The organism is Desulfacinum hydrothermale DSM 13146, assembly GCF_900176285.1.
Taxonomy (GTDB): Bacteria; Desulfobacterota; Syntrophobacteria; order Syntrophobacterales; family DSM-9756; genus Desulfacinum; species Desulfacinum hydrothermale.
Window position 1 is genome coordinate 1 of the sequence record NZ_FWXF01000028.1, and the last position, 16,063, is coordinate 16,063.

Genomic DNA, 16,063 nt, shown 5'->3' on the forward strand with positions numbered 1-16,063 from the left:
AATCTCTCCTGTGGCAATGAATCGGCCAGGCGAAAGGTGATGGATTGGAGCAAGGCCGGCGCATCCAAATGAGGCAGATAACCCCGGCTGTACCATCCTTTGTAAGCGTGATTCTCTTTACCGGGCTGGAGCCCGGTGTTCCCAGCCCGGTGCTCCCAGGGGGCGGCGAGCCAGGGCTCGACATCACCGGGAACGCCGAGCTCCGGCTCGGCAATACCTTCCGCGCTGAACCAGAGGATCCCAGCCTACCAGGTAGGTCTTTCATGGCACCACCTCCGGCTTCACCAGCCGCACCCGGCCGATGAGTAGTTGCTTGGAATGTGTCAATGAAAATGAGACACCCCCGGTAAAAAGTTTGACTCTTACAGCATTGCTCGAAGGCTTGTTGATCCAGGCGGCAGTCGGCAATGCCGGAGGCCTGGGTATGTTGCCTTTGAAACGGCTAGGATTGGCCTCGAATGCTTGCTTGAGGACCTGCTGACAATGCTCCACTATCGATGATCGTCTGCGCCTTCTTGATCTGGTCTCGGAGGCGCTGATTTTCCCGCTCCAATTGGGCTACCCGTTTTGCGAGATGGCGGTCCGGGTTCGGTTTTCGCCCCCGTTTTCGGGGAGACAATGCTTTGAGCTGCCCCTCCTCTCGTTGTCTGCGCCACGTGGTCAAATGCGATGAATAAAGACCTTCCCGGCGAAGAAAGGCGCCGATCTGCCCAGGCAATGTGCAGGCATCGGCTTCCTCGAGGATGCGCAACTTATAAGCAGCCGTGAATTTGCGGCGACGTTTCTTTTCCATGACCTCCGGATCCGGTGCGTTGAGATTGGCCCCCATGGGGGCAACTCCAGACGCCCTACGGGCCCCTTCCGTTACCCCCATTCCTACCCCTGTTTGCCGATTCTGAACTGATGTCATCTGATTCTTTCTCCTACCCGCCCAACTCAAATTTAACAAGGGGTAGGTGACTCACCTTCATTGGCACAGAGGGGTACGTCGCTTCAAAGCAGCCATCCCCCCTTCAAGAAACTCCTCTCGCCAACGTGCTAAGACCGAGGCAGGTTGCGCCGTCTCTCGGCTCAACGAATCCAAACTCTCCCCTTTTAGCAACCGCAGCACCACCTCTTGCTTACGCTTGGCGGACCAACGTTTCGGTAAGTTCTTCTCACTCATGGACACCTCCCGCAGTTTTGGATCGCAACCTATCATGTGTCCATTTTATTGGAAGGGCAACCCACTTCGGACGTTTCGGCCGACGTGGCAACACAGGCGCGTTTTCCCGTTCATGCTCTCTTCATGATGGGATTTTATAGTGGTAGCAAACGGCAGGAGCCAAATGTTGGTCGTCTTGGTGATCGCTGCCGGAACAACCTAACAACAGGATGTGTTGTCATGAAGAAAAAATGGATTGCTATTGTTGGAAGTGGGGCCTTGCCCATCGGTATTGCAGTCGCCGGGGTGAGTTTCGCGGATTCGGATGATAGTGACATCCGCAATGGCACCATCCGGATCGAAAAACAGTCTGAAGCCGAATTTCCTTCAATTGCAGAGATCTCCATACCGACCGGCCGGGATCTGGGCACGATAGTGGAAAAGGTTGGACTTGGCAAAGAGGCGCACCGTCCTATCGGCACCTATTCCAGAGAAATGAAGCAGCGTTTGGCCGTGGCCCGGGCGTTAATGCCTCGCCCCAAACTGTTGATTTTGGATGAACCCACCAACGGACTCGACCCCAAGGGCAGGCGTGAGATTCATGATCTGCTGGTGGAATTCGCTTCCGACGGAGAGGCAGGCGTGTTGTTGTGCACGCATCTGCTGGACGATGTGGACCGCCTGTGCAACCGGATCGGGATCATCGACAACGGCCGCACCCGGCTTGAAGGTCTGATTGCCGCTCTGCTGGCGGAACAGGAGAGCGGTCAGCGCTACCGCCTGCATCTGGAAACCGTCCCGGACACCGACAACCTTCCGGCCGGGATAACCGTGTTGGGCCACGAAGGCGGCTGGTGGCGCGTTCAGGTCCAGGTCAAACCGTCCGAAGGGCCATCCTCGCTTTGGGCTGAGCTGTGGGGCCGCGGTTGGAAGATCCTGGAAATCCGTTCTGAGGCATCCAGTCTGGAAGAGATTTACATGAATCATACCGGTCAGGAGGGACATCAGGGGCAGGAGGTGGCATGATGAACACAACGTGGACTATTGCCCGAAAAGAAGGCGCGCAAATGCTGCGCAGTCAAAGGGGTATCATATGGCTGCTGACCTTCAGCGGACTGCTGTCGGCTTTCAGCTTGCTCCTGGTGAGTAACACCGAACTGAGTCTGCTCGACAACGCTCAGGTGGTCTATATGATGGCCGGAACGATCATGGCTGCCGGGGCGCTGCTGGCGGCGATTCTGGGAAGCGACGCCTACGCCGGGGAAAAGGAGCGTGGTACTTTGGTGCCCTTGCTGTGCGCCCCCATTGCCCCCAACGCATTGCTGGCCGGAAAGATACTGGGCCTGCTCATCGCCTGGGGAGTCATGTTCGTGACCAGTGTCCCCTATCTTTGGGCCGTGGGCGCGAGCGGCCAGAATCTCGGCCCGGCACTGTTCTACCTGGCGCTTTTCGGCACCCCGGTGGTGCTCGGATTCGGCTACCTGGCCATGGCGTTGTCGGCCCCCACAGGCAGCGTCATGACATCGCTGCTCACCACGGTCACTTTACTGATGCTGGCCGCAAGTCCGCTGTTGATCGGACCGGGCCTGCGCGGCACCGTCATCGGCCGCGCTCTGGACGCCGTCAACCCGTTTGCCGGAGCGCTCAACACCTTCGACAGCGTCATCATCGACAGTGAACCGTTTTCAGTCCAGACGGCGAGGCTCTTTCTTGTCATTGCCTGGCTGGTGGGTTGCCTGATCCTGGCCCGGCGCAGCGCCGGCCGGCCCGATTTTCAATAAGGGGAATTTGTCATGAGAATATTAAAAAAATTGTTTGCAGTCATTGCTTCGATACTGCTGTCCGCGTCCATTTCAGCGGCGGCCCAAGCCCCTGTTTCTCTCAACCTACAGTCCGACGCGAAAAACCCCGCCACTCCGGTAATGGGGGATCACATGCGGTTCTGGAGCACCATCTCCAACACAGGGTCATCCCCCATCGAGGGCCTGGTGGCGTGGATCAGCCTGGTGGAAATTGATCCGGGCAACGAACAGCCGGTAGACCTGGAAGACTGGAGCGCGCACAAGGCCGTCACCGGAGCGAGCCTGAAACCCGGTGAATCGCTGCAGACCGACTGGCCCATGCGGCTGATAAAGGGCGGCGACTACCGGGTGGTGGTCAGTGTTACCGACCCGGGCAGCAATACGGTGTTCACCAGTCCGACCCTTCAATTTCACGTCCGGCAGAAATCAGTGCTTCAGGCCGGACGGGTGTTGCCAGTAGCCGCAGCGATTCCCTTGCTGATTTGCGCCTTGATGATCTTCAACAAAACAACACAGCGCCTCAGGAGGGAGCGGGTTTAATCAGTACCGATTGTGGCTAATAAATTGGGGTTCAGCCCAGACAGCGTCGCAGTAAGGGATAAGCATGACAAAAAAATATTCAGGAGATGGCCTGGAAACTTTTCAACAGGAGCAAATATGCGGCTGGTTAGCCTTGAAATGCACAGGTGGTTTGACCAGGCCTATAGTTTAACCACACTTTTCTATCGTTTGTTTTTCACTATTACACAGGCGGTTAAGGATTCCCGTTTTTTGTTCCACACCGCCGGCAAGGTAAGGCGTTTCTGGCTGGTTCATTTCCAAAAGGAATATGTTCGAGGTCAAATTCTTGTCCGCGAAGGCAATTGCCGGCAATGCGGCGCATGCTGCAATCTGCTCTTCACCTGCCCCATGCTGACAAAACGAGGCAGATGCTATGTCTACGGCTACTGTCGTCCGCGGGCCTGCAAGGTTTTCCCAATAGATCAACGTGACATTGACGAGGTGACTATTTGCGGCGGTCATTGCGGGTATCGTTTCGATAGGGAGGATTCATATAAGCAAGGTTCGTAACACGGGGAGGTCCTGACATGTTTCACCAGTTTGTCGTCTGGCTTGCAAGTACCGTCGGCCAATGGGGCTATCCGGGCATCGTGATGCTCATGGCCCTGGAGTCCTCTTTCTTCCCGTTTCCCAGTGAAGTGGTGATCCCGCCGGCCGCCTATCTCGCGGCCACCGGAAAGATGAACATCGGCATGATTATTCTTTGCGGAACCCTGGGAAGTCTTCTGGGTGCTGTATTCAACTACTGGCTGGCCATGAAATTCGGCAGGCCGTTTTTCGAAAAACATGGGCGCTACCTTCTGGTCAGCCCCGGTTCCCTGGAAAAGGCCGACCGCTTTTTCGAGCGTCATGGCCATATCAGCATGTTCATCGGCCGGTTGCTGCCGGGAATCCGTCAATATATTTCCTTGCCGGCGGGCCTGGCCCACATGAATATTTTCGCTTTTTGCGCGGCCACGGTTCTGGGGGCAGGGCTGTGGGTGTCGGTGCTGGCCGGTATGGGGTACTGGTTCGGACGCAACGAACAGCTTGTGTTGCAGAACCTGCGCTGGGCCACCCTGTTCCTGGTGGTCGGGTGCGGTGTCATCGTGCTCTTTTACTGGCGTAAATGGCAGAGCCGTTCACGCTTAGAAAATCGGTCGAGTCAATGATGGAATCAAGTTTGAATATAGAGATTTTCAAGTGGATTCACGCCGGAGCCGGGACGCGTCCGGTCGTGGATGGCCTGGCCGTTTTTTTCGGCGAGGGCGGTCCTTATTTCCTGGCGGTTCTGTTTGCCGTCCTCTGGTTCTTTGTGGACAAAAACAAAAAGACGGCCCTATTGGAAGCGACCGAGGCGGCGATCATCGGTCTTCTCGTCAACCAGTTGATCGGTCTTTTCTATTTCCACCCCCGCCCGTACATGGTCGGCCTTTGTACGCCGCTTTTTCCCCACGGCCCGGAAACCTCTTTTCCCAGCGATCATGCCACCCTGCTGTTTACCGCCGCGTTTTATCTGCTTTTTGCCCGGCGCTGGGAAGCGTGCGGGGTCCCGCTATTGGCCGTCGCTCTGCTGACCGCCTGGGGACGGGTGTACGGCGGCATCCATTTCCCCTTTGACATGGCCGGCAGTCTGTTTGTTAGCTTGCTAAGTGCCGGATTGCTGCGGCTGTCCGCCAGGCGGTTGATGCCGTTGAATGAACGGTTGTTCCGAATCATCAATCCGATAACGGGGCAGTTGATTCGAATATCGAAGCGAGCTGCTAAGGAAAGATAAACCGGATGCATCATTATTTGAACATAGTATTGGCCTTTATCACCCAACACTCCGGGCTGGCCTACGGGGCGATTTTCCTGGTCTCCTTTTCCGAATCCCTAGCCCTGGTCGGACTGCTCGTCCCCGGTACGGTGATCATGTTCGGGGTGGGCGCGGTTGTGGCCACGGGCAGCCTGGGACTTGCGCCTGTCCTTCTGTTGGCCATGGCCGGAGCGATGGCCGGGGACGGTGTCAGCTATTGGCTGGGCCATCATTACAGGGAAAGCTTAAGGAGCATCTGGCCCTTTTCACGCTATCCCGAAATGTTGAACAAGGGAGAGGTCTTTTTTCACCGGCACGGGGGTAAGAGCGTCCTTTTCGGGCGTTTTGTGGGACCGGTGCGCCCGGTTATCCCGGTGGTGGCGGGAATGCTGGGCATGGGACCAGCGCATTTTGCGGTGGTCAACGTGCTATCGGCCATTGGCTGGGCGTTTGTTTACATCCTGCCGGGTGTTTTTTTCGGCACGTCGCTGGCCATGGCCGGAGCTGTCAGTACTCGGCTGGCCGTGGTCGTTTTCATTCTGGTCGCCGGCGTATGGGGGTTTATCTGGGGGTGTCGCCGGGTGGTCTTTTTGTTTGCGCGAAAAGGGCCCCTCTGGCTCAACAATCTGAAACAGTGGGCCACCACGAAGCCGTCGTCTCACCGGTTCGCGCACCCCGTACAACGATTTTTGCACTTTCTGCTTTTCCGCGGGAAGGCAGAGGCGTTGCCGGTCGCCTTTCTGGCCGTAACGCTTTTTATCGCTGGTTGGGCGTTTCTGGGCGTCCTGCAGGATGTTCTGGCCAAAGACCCGCTGGTGATTGCCGACCAGGCCGTTTACCACTTTTTCCAGTCTCTCCGGACCGCATGGGGTGACAGCGTTTTTGTAGCCATAACCGAACTGGGCGATTCCTTTGTGAACCTGTCGCTGGCCGGGGCGGTGTTGATTGTTCTTCTCGTCAAACGGTGCTACCGGACGGCGGGATTCTGGGTGCTGACGGCTCTGGGCGGGCTGTTGGGAGTTCAGTTGCTCAAATGGGCCATCCATTTGCCGCGCCCGGTGACGATATACCATGGGGCTTCGGCCTATGGTTTCCCCAGTGGCCATACGACCATGAGCGTCATTCTCTACGGCTTCCTTGCCATCTTGCTGGCCAGGAAGCTGTCCGCAGCGTGGCGGTGGGCATTGTTTTCAGGGGTTCTTTTCATCTCCTTTGTGATTGGGTTTTCCCGTCTCTATCTGGGCGCGCACTGGCTTTCCGATGTCCTGGGAGGCTATTTTATCGGCACAAGCTGGACAGCGTTCATGGGAATCGCCTGGCTGAAGGCGGCTGACGAGAAAGTTCCCAACCGTTTGCTGTCATTGACGGTTGTCCTGATTATCGCCATTGCCGGGAGCTGGCATGTGGCCCAGCGCCACCAGAAGGATCTGGTGTTTTACGCCCCTCGCCATGAGGAGAAAATCATGACGCTCTCTTTTTGGCAGACCCGCGGATGGCGCGACCTGCCCGCCTGGCGCATTGACATGGGAGGCAAGATGGAGCAACCCCTCACCGTTCAGTGGGCGGGGTCGCCTGCCGAGCTGGCTCGTTTTCTCAGGGATAAGGGCTGGCGGCAGCTGCAGCCGCTGAGCCTGAAAAGTTTCCTTGGGATGTTTTCTCCGAACACGCCGGTTGAACACCTGCCGGTTTTGCCGCGGCTTCACGACGGCAGAATGGAGCGTTTGCGTCTTTTCCGGATAGATGGCGACAGCCGTCTTGTGTTTCGCTTGTGGGATACTGAAGTAAAAATAGAAGGACATGACGGTTTTCATCTTTTCGCGGGAACCGTAGAGGAGCAGCGGGGCCGCAGCCTGGCGGGCTTGATCACAACGGCAAGAGATACCGGCAACTATGATGAGCCCTTGAACCTGTTGGTGCAATCACTACGTGAAAGGTTCTCCGCAATGCAAGTTCGCCGAACGGGCCAAGAGCTTCGAAGCAACCAAGAGCACCAATGGGCGCAATGGCGGGGCGGGGTGCTGCTGGCATGGTAAAACACAGTACTTCCATCAAGCTGAAAGGCTTATCGTTTGCCTGGTTCCTGCGGAAAGCAAATGATGATATGATGATAAAAGGATTGCAGCATTTTCCATTACATGTTGCTCGGAAGGTTACCGGCTATTTCGGACTGGCGGTGCTGTTTTTTGCCCTGTCTTTCACCACCCTTTACTTTGTTCACCACTATTTTTCCGCCGGACGTCTACGGATACCTTCCAGCCTGCTTTCGGCAAACGTCATCGGCAGTCTTGCGGTTCTCCTGGTGCTGTACTTTCTGGCTGACGGCCTGCGTTTGTACTGTGTCATCCGGGCGATGGGCTTTCGCATCGCGTTTCCATACATTGTCAAGTTGGTCTTTGTGAATATCTTCGTATCCAACGTCACGCCGCTGGCCACCGGCGGCGGAGTGGTTCAGGTCTACTTTATGCGACGGAAAGGCATGCCCATCGGGGAGGCGACGGCGGCCACATCGATTCGCACCATCCTGGCGGCCTTGATCCTGTTCACGCTTACCCCGGTCATCATCTGGACCGAGCCGAATCAGTTTCGTATGTTTTTTCACCGCAATCTTCTCTACGGCATCACAGGGGTTTCCTGTGCCTACCTGGCCGTTTTCTGGATTATTCTTTGCAAGATGCGGATTATCAAACGCTGGATGTTTCGGGTATTGGTTCTGCTCAATGCAATGAACCTTGTGCCGCGGCCTCGGTTCAGAAGCTGGTTTTTAAAGGTTTCGGGGGAGCTGGACCTGTTTTCCGACGGATTTAAACGCTATTTCAGAAACAGCCCCGGTTGGGCGGTCCTTTCCGTTTTCTTTACGGCGCTCTTCCTGTTGCTGCTTTTCTCTTTTTCCATTGTGCTTGTCAGGGCCCTGGGGTACCAGGTCCCGGTGCTGACCGTGCTGGCCTTCCAAGTGGTGGTAACCTTTTTCATGTACTTCGCCCCCACGCCGGGGGCCACGGGGGTTGCCGAAGGCGGCTACGGGCTCCTGTTCGCCCAACTGGTGCAAAAACAGGACATCACTTTGCTGACCCTGGCCTGGCGCTTGTTGACCATCTATGTTGGAATGGCGATCGGTATTGCAGTGATGTACAGGGAAGTCTTCCAGCGCGACAAGGCGGGTCTAAATGAACCGTAAAAAGATACTAACACTGTACCTGCTTTTCACCGTGGTGTTGATGACAGTTCTTGTCGGCTACCGGATTTATCTTTTTGTCCGCGAGACGGATTACGAGGCCCTCAACGCCGAAAATATTGAACGGATCGAGACAACACTCCACAATAAAACCAGTTACAAATTCGCCGTTATCGGCAATATCCGCAATTCCATGCGGATTTTCGAAAGACGCATCGCCCCTCTTATGAGCGAAAGCGGCACGGAGTTCATGATATCGGTTGGCAATGCGGTTTACGACGGTGCTGAAGGGAAATACCGTTTGCTCTACCGCGGTTTAAAAAAGCTGAAGATTCCCTACGTGCTGTGCGCCGGGCACAACGAGATTGAGGATTTCGGGGCGGGAAAATTCTACCGGCATTTCGGGCCCTATTTCTTCTCCTTCCATCTTGAAAATTCCTGCTTTATTTTTCTTGATTCCACCGGGCGGACCTCATGGACATGGCAGCTGCGCTGGTTAGAAGAACAATTAACGGCGGCGAGGAACTACCCGTATCGATTCGTGTTTTTGAATCACTCCCTGTTTTCCTTGCCGGGCTTTGATCCGGACGAACCCCACTATGTCCTTGAAGAGAAGTTAAGCCGGAATCTGCGGCGGCTCTTTTCCCGCTACCGGGTGACAGCGGTCTTTTCAGCCGGCTATCCCGCTTTTCACGAACGCGCGGAGCAGGGCGTCCGGTATATCGTCACGGGCGGGGGCGGCGGCTTGCTCCTCGACCGCAGCGAACCCTACCAGTTCGTGAATGTCACCGTGGGACCTGAGCAAGTGTCATTTGAAAACGTCGCTGCCAGGGACCGTCTGGGTACGGTCCGAGAAAAACTGGAGACGCTGAAGCTGTATCTGCATTCGCTCTTTTACATGAGGCTTTTCAACTCGTTGCTGGTACTGAGCATCATCAGCCTTGTGGCCTTGAAGCTCTATTCACTGATTCTCCGCCAGGAACATTTGTACCGGGATTTCAGTATCGATGAAGAAGAGCTTTCGAAAAGTCCGCTTCGGGTGGCCATGTTTACCAACAACTATCTGCCGTTTATCGGCGGCGTGCCCCTTTCCATTGACCGGCTTTACCGGGGGCTGGTCAAGGCCGGGAGCAAGACGAAGATTTTCGCGCCGGAATATGCGGAGCCATGGAGCGACCCTGAAGATGGCAGCGTGGTGCGATGTCCGGCACTGTTTAATTTGCACCTGGCCGGATTTCCCATCGCCAATATTTTTTCCCGCAAGATCAAGGCGGCGTTCAAGACGTTTGAATGCGATCTGGTGCATGTGCACCATCCTTTCTGGCTCGGGAAAAAGGGGATGCGGTTGGCTAAAAAACGTGGCCTGCCGGTGGTCTTGACCTACCACACCCGGTTGGAGCGATACACGCACTATCTCCCCTTTCCGGGTACGGCTATTAAAAACCTCGCGGCGCATTTGCTGATCAAGCGTTTCGCCAACCACTGCGACGCCATTATCACGCCCACGCCTTCAACCGAGGAGTATCTGCGCAACCTGGGGGTCAGCGCCCTGATCGAGACCATCCCCACCGGCATCGACATGGAGGATTACAACTGCTGGACATCGCAGGAAGTTCGCGAACTGCGCAGTCGCTACGCCGCAAGCGACGAACCCCTCTTGATCAGCGTTTCACGCATGGCCAGGGAAAAAAATCTTGACTTCCTGATCGATGGATTGGCGAAAGTGAAAGAGCAGATTCACATTCCGTTCAAATGCCTGCTGGTGGGAGACGGTCCGGAAAAAGCGCGGCTCGAGGAGAAGGCCGCCGCCCTCGGTTTGAAGGAGCAGGTTTTTTTTACCGGAAATCTGCCCCCCCGCGACGTCGCCCGGTGTTACCTTGCGGCCGATCTTTTCGTCTTCGCCTCGACCTCGGAAACCCAGGGGATGGTGCTGATCGAGGCGATGGCCGGCGGCTGTCCCGTTGTGGCGGTGAGGGCCAGCGGCGTCCACGATGCGGTAAGAGACGGCCACAATGGTTTAATGGTCACTGAAAGTACCGGGAGCTGGGCAAAAGCGGTGGCAATGCTGTTGACGGACCGCCGGCGGTTGTCTGCCCTGTCCGAAAACAGCCGGGCTTTTGCCGAGGACTTTTCTGAAGAAAAGATCGCGGAAAAGGTTTTAAGACTCTACCGACGGGTGGTCGTCCTCGGAAAATCCAAAGCAAACTGATCAGATATCCTTTTGCACTGGGCAAGAGATGGATGCAACAGACACTATGAAAGATAGGAAATGAAGGCGTCATGCAGGCGATAAAAATCTCGGTGGAAACTACCAGCCTGTAAATGTCTATTTGGTTGGATTTTCGTGTAAATCATGCTCTAATAAACATGATGCTTGTGCTGGACAATTTGTTTTTTTTGGAATGGTGACGATATGCGTATATTAATCGTCGATGACGAACAAACTTTGCTGGATCAACTCAGGGATGCCTTTGAAGGCCAGCGCTACATGGTTGAAACCGCCCTTGACGGTGAAGAGGCGCTGGACAAACTATTCGAGAACCCGGTCGATTTGATCATACTCGATATCATGTTGCCCAAGAAGGACGGCCTGTCGGTTCTTCAGGAACTCCGAAAGGCGGGCATAACAAGGCCTGTTCTCATGCTGACCGCCAGAGGAGAAACAAACGACAAGATCAAGGGGCTCGACCTGGGTGCGGACGATTATTTGGCCAAGCCGTTTTCACTGGACGAATTGTTGGCGCGGGTCAGAGCCTTGTTCAGGCGGTCGGGGGGGCAGGCGGATTCGGTGCTCGGTGTCCAGGATCTGCGGCTTGATACCGCAAGTCGCGAAGTGACCAAAGGAGGCAAATCGGTGGAACTAACCGCCAGGGAATTTTCTATCCTGGAATTTCTCCTTTACAACAAAAACCGGGCCGTGTCCCGTTTCAGCCTGGCCGAACACGTCTGGGGAGACGCTTTTGATCCCTTCAGCATGTCAAATTTTATAGATGTCCATATAAAAAACCTGCGGAAAAAAATCGGAGACGCGGGACATGGTACCATCATCCGAACCATTCGTGGCGTAGGGTATATTATCAAGGATGAAGCCCAATGACTGTTCGTCAGAAAATCACCCTCCTGATCACGGCCGCCGGTTTTTTGTCCAGCCTGGTGTTTTCCTGCATCGTTCTGTGGGAAATGCTGGAACAGCCGTTTCAGATTATTGATTCCGAGCTGGAAGCCATGGCCAGGCATGCTGTCCATTTTATTTCCAAAAGCAAGCAGAATAGAACTCCGGACGATCCTTCGTTTATAGGTAACGAACGCTATTGGTTGGTGGTTCTTGACCAGGATTCCGGCAAGTCGATTTACCGGTCATCTCTGGCCAGGCTGATCAAAATTCCGGAGCCGGCTCCAGGTGTCAGTGTCACCTCAAGTCTCATTATCCCTCGGGGAAAAATCGATTTGGGCCAGGATGAGCGAAACGAGGTGACCTTTCGAATAAGGAATTTCAAGATTGCATACGGCGGAAAGACCTTCCTCGCTACAGTCGGCCGGCCCGTGGAAAAGCTCGAGGAAGAACTATGGGATATCTTTATCGGTGTTGTTAGCGCCCTTGCTTTTTCCGTGCTTTTGCTACTGGCGATCAGTTATTTTCTCGCCGGTTTCATCCTGAAGCCAATTAGGCTTATGAACGAACAGGCCCGGAATATCAGCGAGAAGCATCTCGACCGGAGGGTGCCGGTAAGCGGAAGTTCTGATGAATTCAACGCGTTGGCCCAAACCCTCAACCAGGTTTTCGACCGCCTGCAGCATGCCTTTCTTCGGCAAAAAAGGCTGCTTGCCGACGCCTCTCACGAATTGAAAACGCCGCTGACCATGATGCGGTTGGCGCTTGATGCGCAACGTTCCATCCAAGGTGAAATACAGCCTGATCGACGAGTGCAAAGCCATGGGCAACTGACAGAACAGGTATTGCGTATGGAGCGGCTCGTAAAGAGTCTTTTGGATCTGTCTGCCCTTGAAATCGAGGCGAGCACAACAGAAGAATCGATTAATCTGGTTAACCTACTGGGGTCTTTGATCACTGATTACCGCTTATTGGCTGAACCGCGCAATATCCGTTTGGACGTTCGCCTTCCGCAGCAACTCGTTGTACAGGGAAACGAGGATCAGTTGAACCGGGCGTTTTCCAATATACTAGACAACGCCATCAAGTATAACGTGGATGATGGGCGGGTCAGGGTTATTGGCGATCAATCCGGCATGGAAATAACCGTCAAGGTGGAAAACACCGGGGCCGGTGTTGGCGAGGCGGAAGTTCCCAAGGTGTTCGAACCATTTTATCGAGTTGAAAAATCCCGGTCAACGCGGCTCGGCGGCTCGGGCTTGGGGTTGGCCATCGTGAAAAGAATTGTAGAACTGCACGGGGGAAAGGTGAAATTCGAAAGTCAAGAAAGAGGTTGGACGAGGGTTACGGTCAGCCTGCCCCGAAACCGGGAGAAAATTCCGGTATGAAAAGCGATGAGACAAGATCCCCGCAGTGGAAGCAGGTTTTTCAAGGCAACGTCTTTGCCTTCGGCCTAGTCAGTTTTTTTACTGACCTTTCAACCGAGATGATCTATCCACTGCTTCCGACATTTTTCAGCGGCTTCGTGCCGACCGCCGCAGTCGCGGTATATATCGGCCTGATGGAGGGGCTGGCGGAAAGCACCGCCAGCCTACTCAAATTCTACGCCGGCCATCTCAGTGACCGCTTGCATCGTCGCAAACCACTGGCCCTCATCGGCTATGGGATTTCCAGTGTCATCCGGCCATTCACCGCCATCGCAACCGCCGGCTGGCAGGTCGTGGGCATTCGCCTCTGCGACCGTGTCGGCAAAGGAATACGTACCGCTCCGCGGGATGCACTGCTTAGCGAATCGGTAACCACTGATGTCCGCGGCCGCGCATTTAGCTTTCACCGGCTGATGGACCACGCCGGTGCGGTGGCTGGTCCGTTAGCAGCGACAGCCTTTTTATACCTGATGCTGGGCCACGCCATGTTATGGCAACATGGAAATAGTGAAGCTGGACCCAGGGAGATGATTGCCCTGCGCTGGTTGTTTGCCTTGGCGGCTCTTCCAGGTTTTGTGGCAACCATCTCTTTGTGGAGACTGGTGCGGGAAAGGCCCCGCCCTGCAAGGACACTGGATGTGGACAAGGAAGATCTGCCCCTCCAGCGATCAAAGCTTACCCCCAGGTTTTTCTTTTTTCTGATAGCGGTAACACTGTTCACCCTTGGCAACAGTTCCGATTTGTTTCTGATTTTTTACGCTCAAACGCGCTTCGGCTTAGGCCTCGGATGGGTGATCAACCTGTGGGTCCTGCTGCATCTTTCAAAGATTGCTTTCAGCCTGCCCGGCGGCTGGATGGCTGACCGAATCGGCCGTGGTTCGGCAATTATTGCAGGATGGGTGATTTATGCGGTTGTGTACATTGCAATGCCTTTTACATCAAATTTTGGGACGGTATGCGCCCTGCTTGTTTTCTATGGCGTCTATTACGGGATGACGGAAGGAGCGGAACGGGCTCTGGTGGCGGAATTTGTGGCGGTCAGCGACCGAGGAAAGGCATACGGTTGGTACCATGGCGCCGTCGGCTTGGCCACCCTGCCGGCGAGCCTGATGTTCGGCGTCTTTTGGGCTAACTTCGGTCCAAAGCCGGCGTTTTTCATCGGCGCGCTATTGGCTACAGCGGCCATGATCGTGTTAGCTGGAAGTCTGGCACATGGTAGAAACAAGCTTGGTCCTTTGCATCCTGATAATTCGATTTCATAAGGAATGATCCTGAGCTAAAGACTTGAGTTACGATACCACCGCACTTGGTATGGCAACGGGAATCGAACCCGCGTCCGTTCTCTGTTTGGGGAAAATGTGGAGAAAAGCATTTCCCGCAAGGGACGCAGAGGATGGTGTCTTGAAGCATCGTAAGACGTTGTAATCAAATGGTTTTCGATGTATCAGCGCGCATGAGACGGATTTGCTGGACGGCGGCGAGCCCTCCACCAGTCCAAACTCTCAGCAAGCGCAAATGTTTACATAAACCCCTGAAGATAATGCATCTTCTGGGGTTTTTGCTTTCTTAATAGCCCTAGAGAATCCATTGATAGCCAGATTATTTGGGGAGGTATCGGTAAGAACACCGAAGTCTCTGTTTCAACAATGCCCCCACACCCAAGTAACAACACCCCGAAGCGACCCCTTAATCCATGAAATTGCGCCTATGCATAAGACTATCCTATGCTAGATATCTCATTGAATTTACATCTTATTTATGCCATAGGGCCTCCTGTCGCATTTCCACCCGGCAGGTGCACTCATCAAGGAAAATTGAGATCGAACAATCTTCCAAAGCCTCCTAAAGCGGACAGGCGGGCTTGGCCCCTGTGGGGAATCTAATCAGCGGCACCACGCGCCTGGGCGAGCAGTTGGAAAGGGAAGTTCCAAGACGGCCGATGACCTCGCACGCGGATGTGGTCAATACCACCTTGGGGCTTCTGTGTCTCGGCAAGAGTGGCTTTGAAGCCGCTGCGGGCGTTCCCGGCGATGACTGGTTCAAAGAGGGTCTGGACATTCAAAAGGTTCCTTCGCAAGAAACCATGCGGCAACGTTTGGACAAGCACGCGATAGTTTTCGAACGTCTTGCCGGCGCATGTAGCGTAGAACCGCTTGAGAGGACCCAGGTTCCCGTGACAGCTCTTTCCACGGGGCACGTGCCTTTGGACGTGGATGTTTTCTGCCTGGACAATTCCGACACAAAGAAGGAAGTGTTTCGCGGACGTACCAGGACTACGACGGATACGCGCCGATCAGGGCCTGTCATCTTCCGGCAATAATGGCCCAGTGGTTGTCAGCCCAAGTGGTCCAGTGAGGTGCCAGGGCGGTTCCTCCGAATAGCGCATGGTCTCCTCTCGCCTACACGTGAGAGGAGCAGCCTATGCGCAAGCGGAGGAAAACGACCGTGGGACCGCACGGCAATCGAGGGTGAACCGAAAGACGGTGGCCACTATCGGAGGTAGTCGGAAAAACAGGGACTTTTGGAAAAGGAGTCGCCCTCGGTGGGAGAACTGAGCGGAATGTTTGAGGAAACGTTCGCACCCTCCGAACCTACGCAGGCAAAAGGTGGAGGTTGCCGCAATTTATAGTGATCCATGCCTTCACGCCATCTCCTGTCTATACCCCGCGCTGGACCACATCCACTCGTGCGGATCTTTACACAACCCTGCCTTCACGGGGTTCTTGTGTATGTAGGCGATCACCGCATTCAGATGGTGCTGGTCGCGAATGTATCGATCCCAATAGTCTCGCATCCAAAAACGCTTGCCGGGCACGCTGATCCCCAGCTCGGCGGCATGCGCCAGCGCCCACCGGCCGGTGTAGGATTTCCACGACTGCACAATCTTGGACAAGAGAGCCTGCTGTTCGATCAGCACATGCACATGGTTGGGCATCACGCACCAGGCCAGAAGCCGGTAGCGTGAGCCGTCGAAATACCAAAGGGTATTCTGCATCAAGGCGGCAAGACGTGGATGGCGCAAGGCGCAGCAGCCCATGCCCGCATCCAGCCACGCTTCGATTCGCTGA

The 16,063-nt window shown here is 55.0% G+C and carries 16 protein-coding genes; 12 read left to right on the plus strand and 4 right to left on the minus strand.

Annotation, left to right across the window (positions count from 1 at the left end; genetic code table 11):
* Nucleotides 1–442 precede the first annotated feature (442 nt).
* Both B9A12_RS15805 and B9A12_RS17120 read right to left on the minus strand, forming a co-directional pair.
* On the minus strand, nt 443–829 hold the full coding sequence (locus tag B9A12_RS15805) for a transposase (protein ID WP_170920673.1): 387 nt from the start codon (nt 827–829) through the stop codon (nt 443–445).
* A gap of 138 nt (nt 830–967) precedes the next feature.
* Nucleotides 968–1,165, minus strand: coding sequence for a hypothetical protein (locus B9A12_RS17120; RefSeq protein ID WP_170920674.1), 198 nt, complete (start codon nt 1,163–1,165; stop codon nt 968–970).
* A gap of 219 nt (nt 1,166–1,384) precedes the next feature.
* Between B9A12_RS17120 and B9A12_RS15815 the strand changes: the two genes are divergently transcribed.
* From B9A12_RS15815 to B9A12_RS15825, 3 genes are read left to right on the plus strand one after another with little or no spacing between them, the layout of a single operon-like run.
* Nucleotides 1,385–2,170, plus strand: a complete 786-nt coding sequence (locus tag B9A12_RS15815) for an ATP-binding cassette domain-containing protein (protein WP_170920675.1) — start codon at nt 1,385–1,387, stop codon at nt 2,168–2,170.
* Entirely contained in the window at nt 2,167–2,925 is a 759-nt protein-coding gene (locus tag B9A12_RS15820; protein ID WP_212636979.1) for an ABC transporter permease, read from the plus strand. Before B9A12_RS15815 ends, B9A12_RS15820 begins: the two co-directional genes overlap by 4 nt.
* Nucleotides 2,926–2,937: 12 nt before the next feature.
* Nucleotides 2,938–3,486, plus strand: a complete 549-nt coding sequence (locus tag B9A12_RS15825) for a hypothetical protein (RefSeq protein ID WP_084059064.1) — start codon at nt 2,938–2,940, stop codon at nt 3,484–3,486.
* A 168-nt stretch (nt 3,487–3,654) separates the two neighbouring features.
* Here the strand turns inward: B9A12_RS15825 and B9A12_RS17125 are convergent, their stop codons facing one another.
* Complete coding sequence (locus B9A12_RS17125) at nt 3,655–3,969, minus strand: hypothetical protein (protein ID WP_170920676.1); 315 nt, start codon at nt 3,967–3,969, stop codon at nt 3,655–3,657.
* Nucleotides 3,970–4,034: 65 nt separating this feature from the next.
* On the opposite strand from B9A12_RS17125, the gene B9A12_RS15835 reads away from it, so the two are divergent.
* The 9 genes from B9A12_RS15835 to B9A12_RS17130 all read left to right on the plus strand — a co-directional run bounded on the left by B9A12_RS15835 (nt 4,035) and on the right by B9A12_RS17130 (nt 15,315).
* Nucleotides 4,035–4,658 (plus strand): DedA family protein, encoded by a 624-nt coding sequence (locus B9A12_RS15835; protein ID WP_084059065.1) that lies wholly within the window; start codon nt 4,035–4,037, stop codon nt 4,656–4,658.
* An 11-nt stretch (nt 4,659–4,669) separates the two neighbouring features.
* The gene (locus tag B9A12_RS15840; RefSeq protein ID WP_170920677.1) at nt 4,670–5,263 is read left to right on the plus strand and encodes an undecaprenyl-diphosphatase; all 594 of its coding nucleotides are present in this window, start codon (nt 4,670–4,672) and stop codon (nt 5,261–5,263) included.
* A 5-nt stretch (nt 5,264–5,268) separates the two neighbouring features.
* Nucleotides 5,269–7,317 (plus strand): bifunctional DedA family/phosphatase PAP2 family protein, encoded by a 2,049-nt coding sequence (locus B9A12_RS15845; protein WP_084059066.1) that lies wholly within the window; start codon nt 5,269–5,271, stop codon nt 7,315–7,317.
* Nucleotides 7,278–8,459 carry a lysylphosphatidylglycerol synthase transmembrane domain-containing protein gene (locus B9A12_RS15850; RefSeq protein WP_084059067.1) on the plus strand — a complete coding sequence of 394 codons (1,182 nt, stop codon included), beginning with the start codon at nt 7,278–7,280 and terminating at the stop codon, nt 8,457–8,459. Before B9A12_RS15845 ends, B9A12_RS15850 begins: the two co-directional genes overlap by 40 nt.
* The gene (locus B9A12_RS15855) at nt 8,449–10,665 is read left to right on the plus strand and encodes a glycosyltransferase (RefSeq protein WP_084059068.1); all 2,217 of its coding nucleotides are present in this window, start codon (nt 8,449–8,451) and stop codon (nt 10,663–10,665) included. The genes B9A12_RS15850 and B9A12_RS15855 overlap by 11 nt, the downstream gene beginning before the upstream one ends.
* A 204-nt stretch (nt 10,666–10,869) precedes the next feature.
* Nucleotides 10,870–11,553, plus strand: coding sequence for a response regulator transcription factor (locus tag B9A12_RS15860; protein ID WP_084059069.1), 684 nt, complete (start codon nt 10,870–10,872; stop codon nt 11,551–11,553).
* On the plus strand, nt 11,550–12,956 hold the full coding sequence (locus tag B9A12_RS15865) for a sensor histidine kinase (RefSeq protein WP_084059070.1): 1,407 nt from the start codon (nt 11,550–11,552) through the stop codon (nt 12,954–12,956). The genes B9A12_RS15860 and B9A12_RS15865 overlap by 4 nt, the downstream gene beginning before the upstream one ends.
* Nucleotides 12,953–14,257, plus strand: a complete 1,305-nt coding sequence (locus B9A12_RS15870; protein ID WP_084059071.1) for an MFS transporter — start codon at nt 12,953–12,955, stop codon at nt 14,255–14,257. Before B9A12_RS15865 ends, B9A12_RS15870 begins: the two co-directional genes overlap by 4 nt.
* Before the next feature lie 677 nt (nt 14,258–14,934).
* Nucleotides 14,935–15,315, plus strand: a complete 381-nt coding sequence (locus B9A12_RS17130) for a hypothetical protein (protein WP_084059072.1) — start codon at nt 14,935–14,937, stop codon at nt 15,313–15,315.
* A gap of 321 nt (nt 15,316–15,636) precedes the next feature.
* Here the strand turns inward: B9A12_RS17130 and B9A12_RS15880 are convergent.
* The coding region (locus B9A12_RS15880) for an REP-associated tyrosine transposase (RefSeq protein ID WP_170920678.1) at nt 15,637–16,063 on the minus strand (427 nt) is incomplete at its 5' end.

Coding starts and splice junctions, on each gene's coding strand:
- B9A12_RS17120 (WP_170920674.1), bottom strand. CDS start 1,165: ATGAGTGAGAAGAACTTACCGAAACGTTGGTCCGCCAAGCGTAAGCAA.
- B9A12_RS15850 (WP_084059067.1), top strand. CDS start 7,278: ATGGGCGCAATGGCGGGGCGGGGTGCTGCTGGCATGGTAAAACACAGT.
- B9A12_RS15870 (WP_084059071.1), top strand. CDS start 12,953: ATGAAAAGCGATGAGACAAGATCCCCGCAGTGGAAGCAGGTTTTTCAA.
- B9A12_RS15805 (WP_170920673.1), bottom strand. CDS start 829: ATGGGGGCCAATCTCAACGCACCGGATCCGGAGGTCATGGAAAAGAAA.
- B9A12_RS15865 (WP_084059070.1), top strand. CDS start 11,550: ATGACTGTTCGTCAGAAAATCACCCTCCTGATCACGGCCGCCGGTTTT.
- B9A12_RS15845 (WP_084059066.1), top strand. CDS start 5,269: ATGCATCATTATTTGAACATAGTATTGGCCTTTATCACCCAACACTCC.
- B9A12_RS15820 (WP_212636979.1), top strand. CDS start 2,167: ATGATGAACACAACGTGGACTATTGCCCGAAAAGAAGGCGCGCAAATG.
- B9A12_RS15825 (WP_084059064.1), top strand. CDS start 2,938: ATGAGAATATTAAAAAAATTGTTTGCAGTCATTGCTTCGATACTGCTG.
- B9A12_RS17125 (WP_170920676.1), bottom strand. CDS start 3,969: ATGACCGCCGCAAATAGTCACCTCGTCAATGTCACGTTGATCTATTGG.
- B9A12_RS15835 (WP_084059065.1), top strand. CDS start 4,035: ATGTTTCACCAGTTTGTCGTCTGGCTTGCAAGTACCGTCGGCCAATGG.
- B9A12_RS15860 (WP_084059069.1), top strand. CDS start 10,870: ATGCGTATATTAATCGTCGATGACGAACAAACTTTGCTGGATCAACTC.
- B9A12_RS15815 (WP_170920675.1), top strand. CDS start 1,385: ATGAAGAAAAAATGGATTGCTATTGTTGGAAGTGGGGCCTTGCCCATC.
- B9A12_RS15855 (WP_084059068.1), top strand. CDS start 8,449: ATGAACCGTAAAAAGATACTAACACTGTACCTGCTTTTCACCGTGGTG.
- B9A12_RS17130 (WP_084059072.1), top strand. CDS start 14,935: ATGACCTCGCACGCGGATGTGGTCAATACCACCTTGGGGCTTCTGTGT.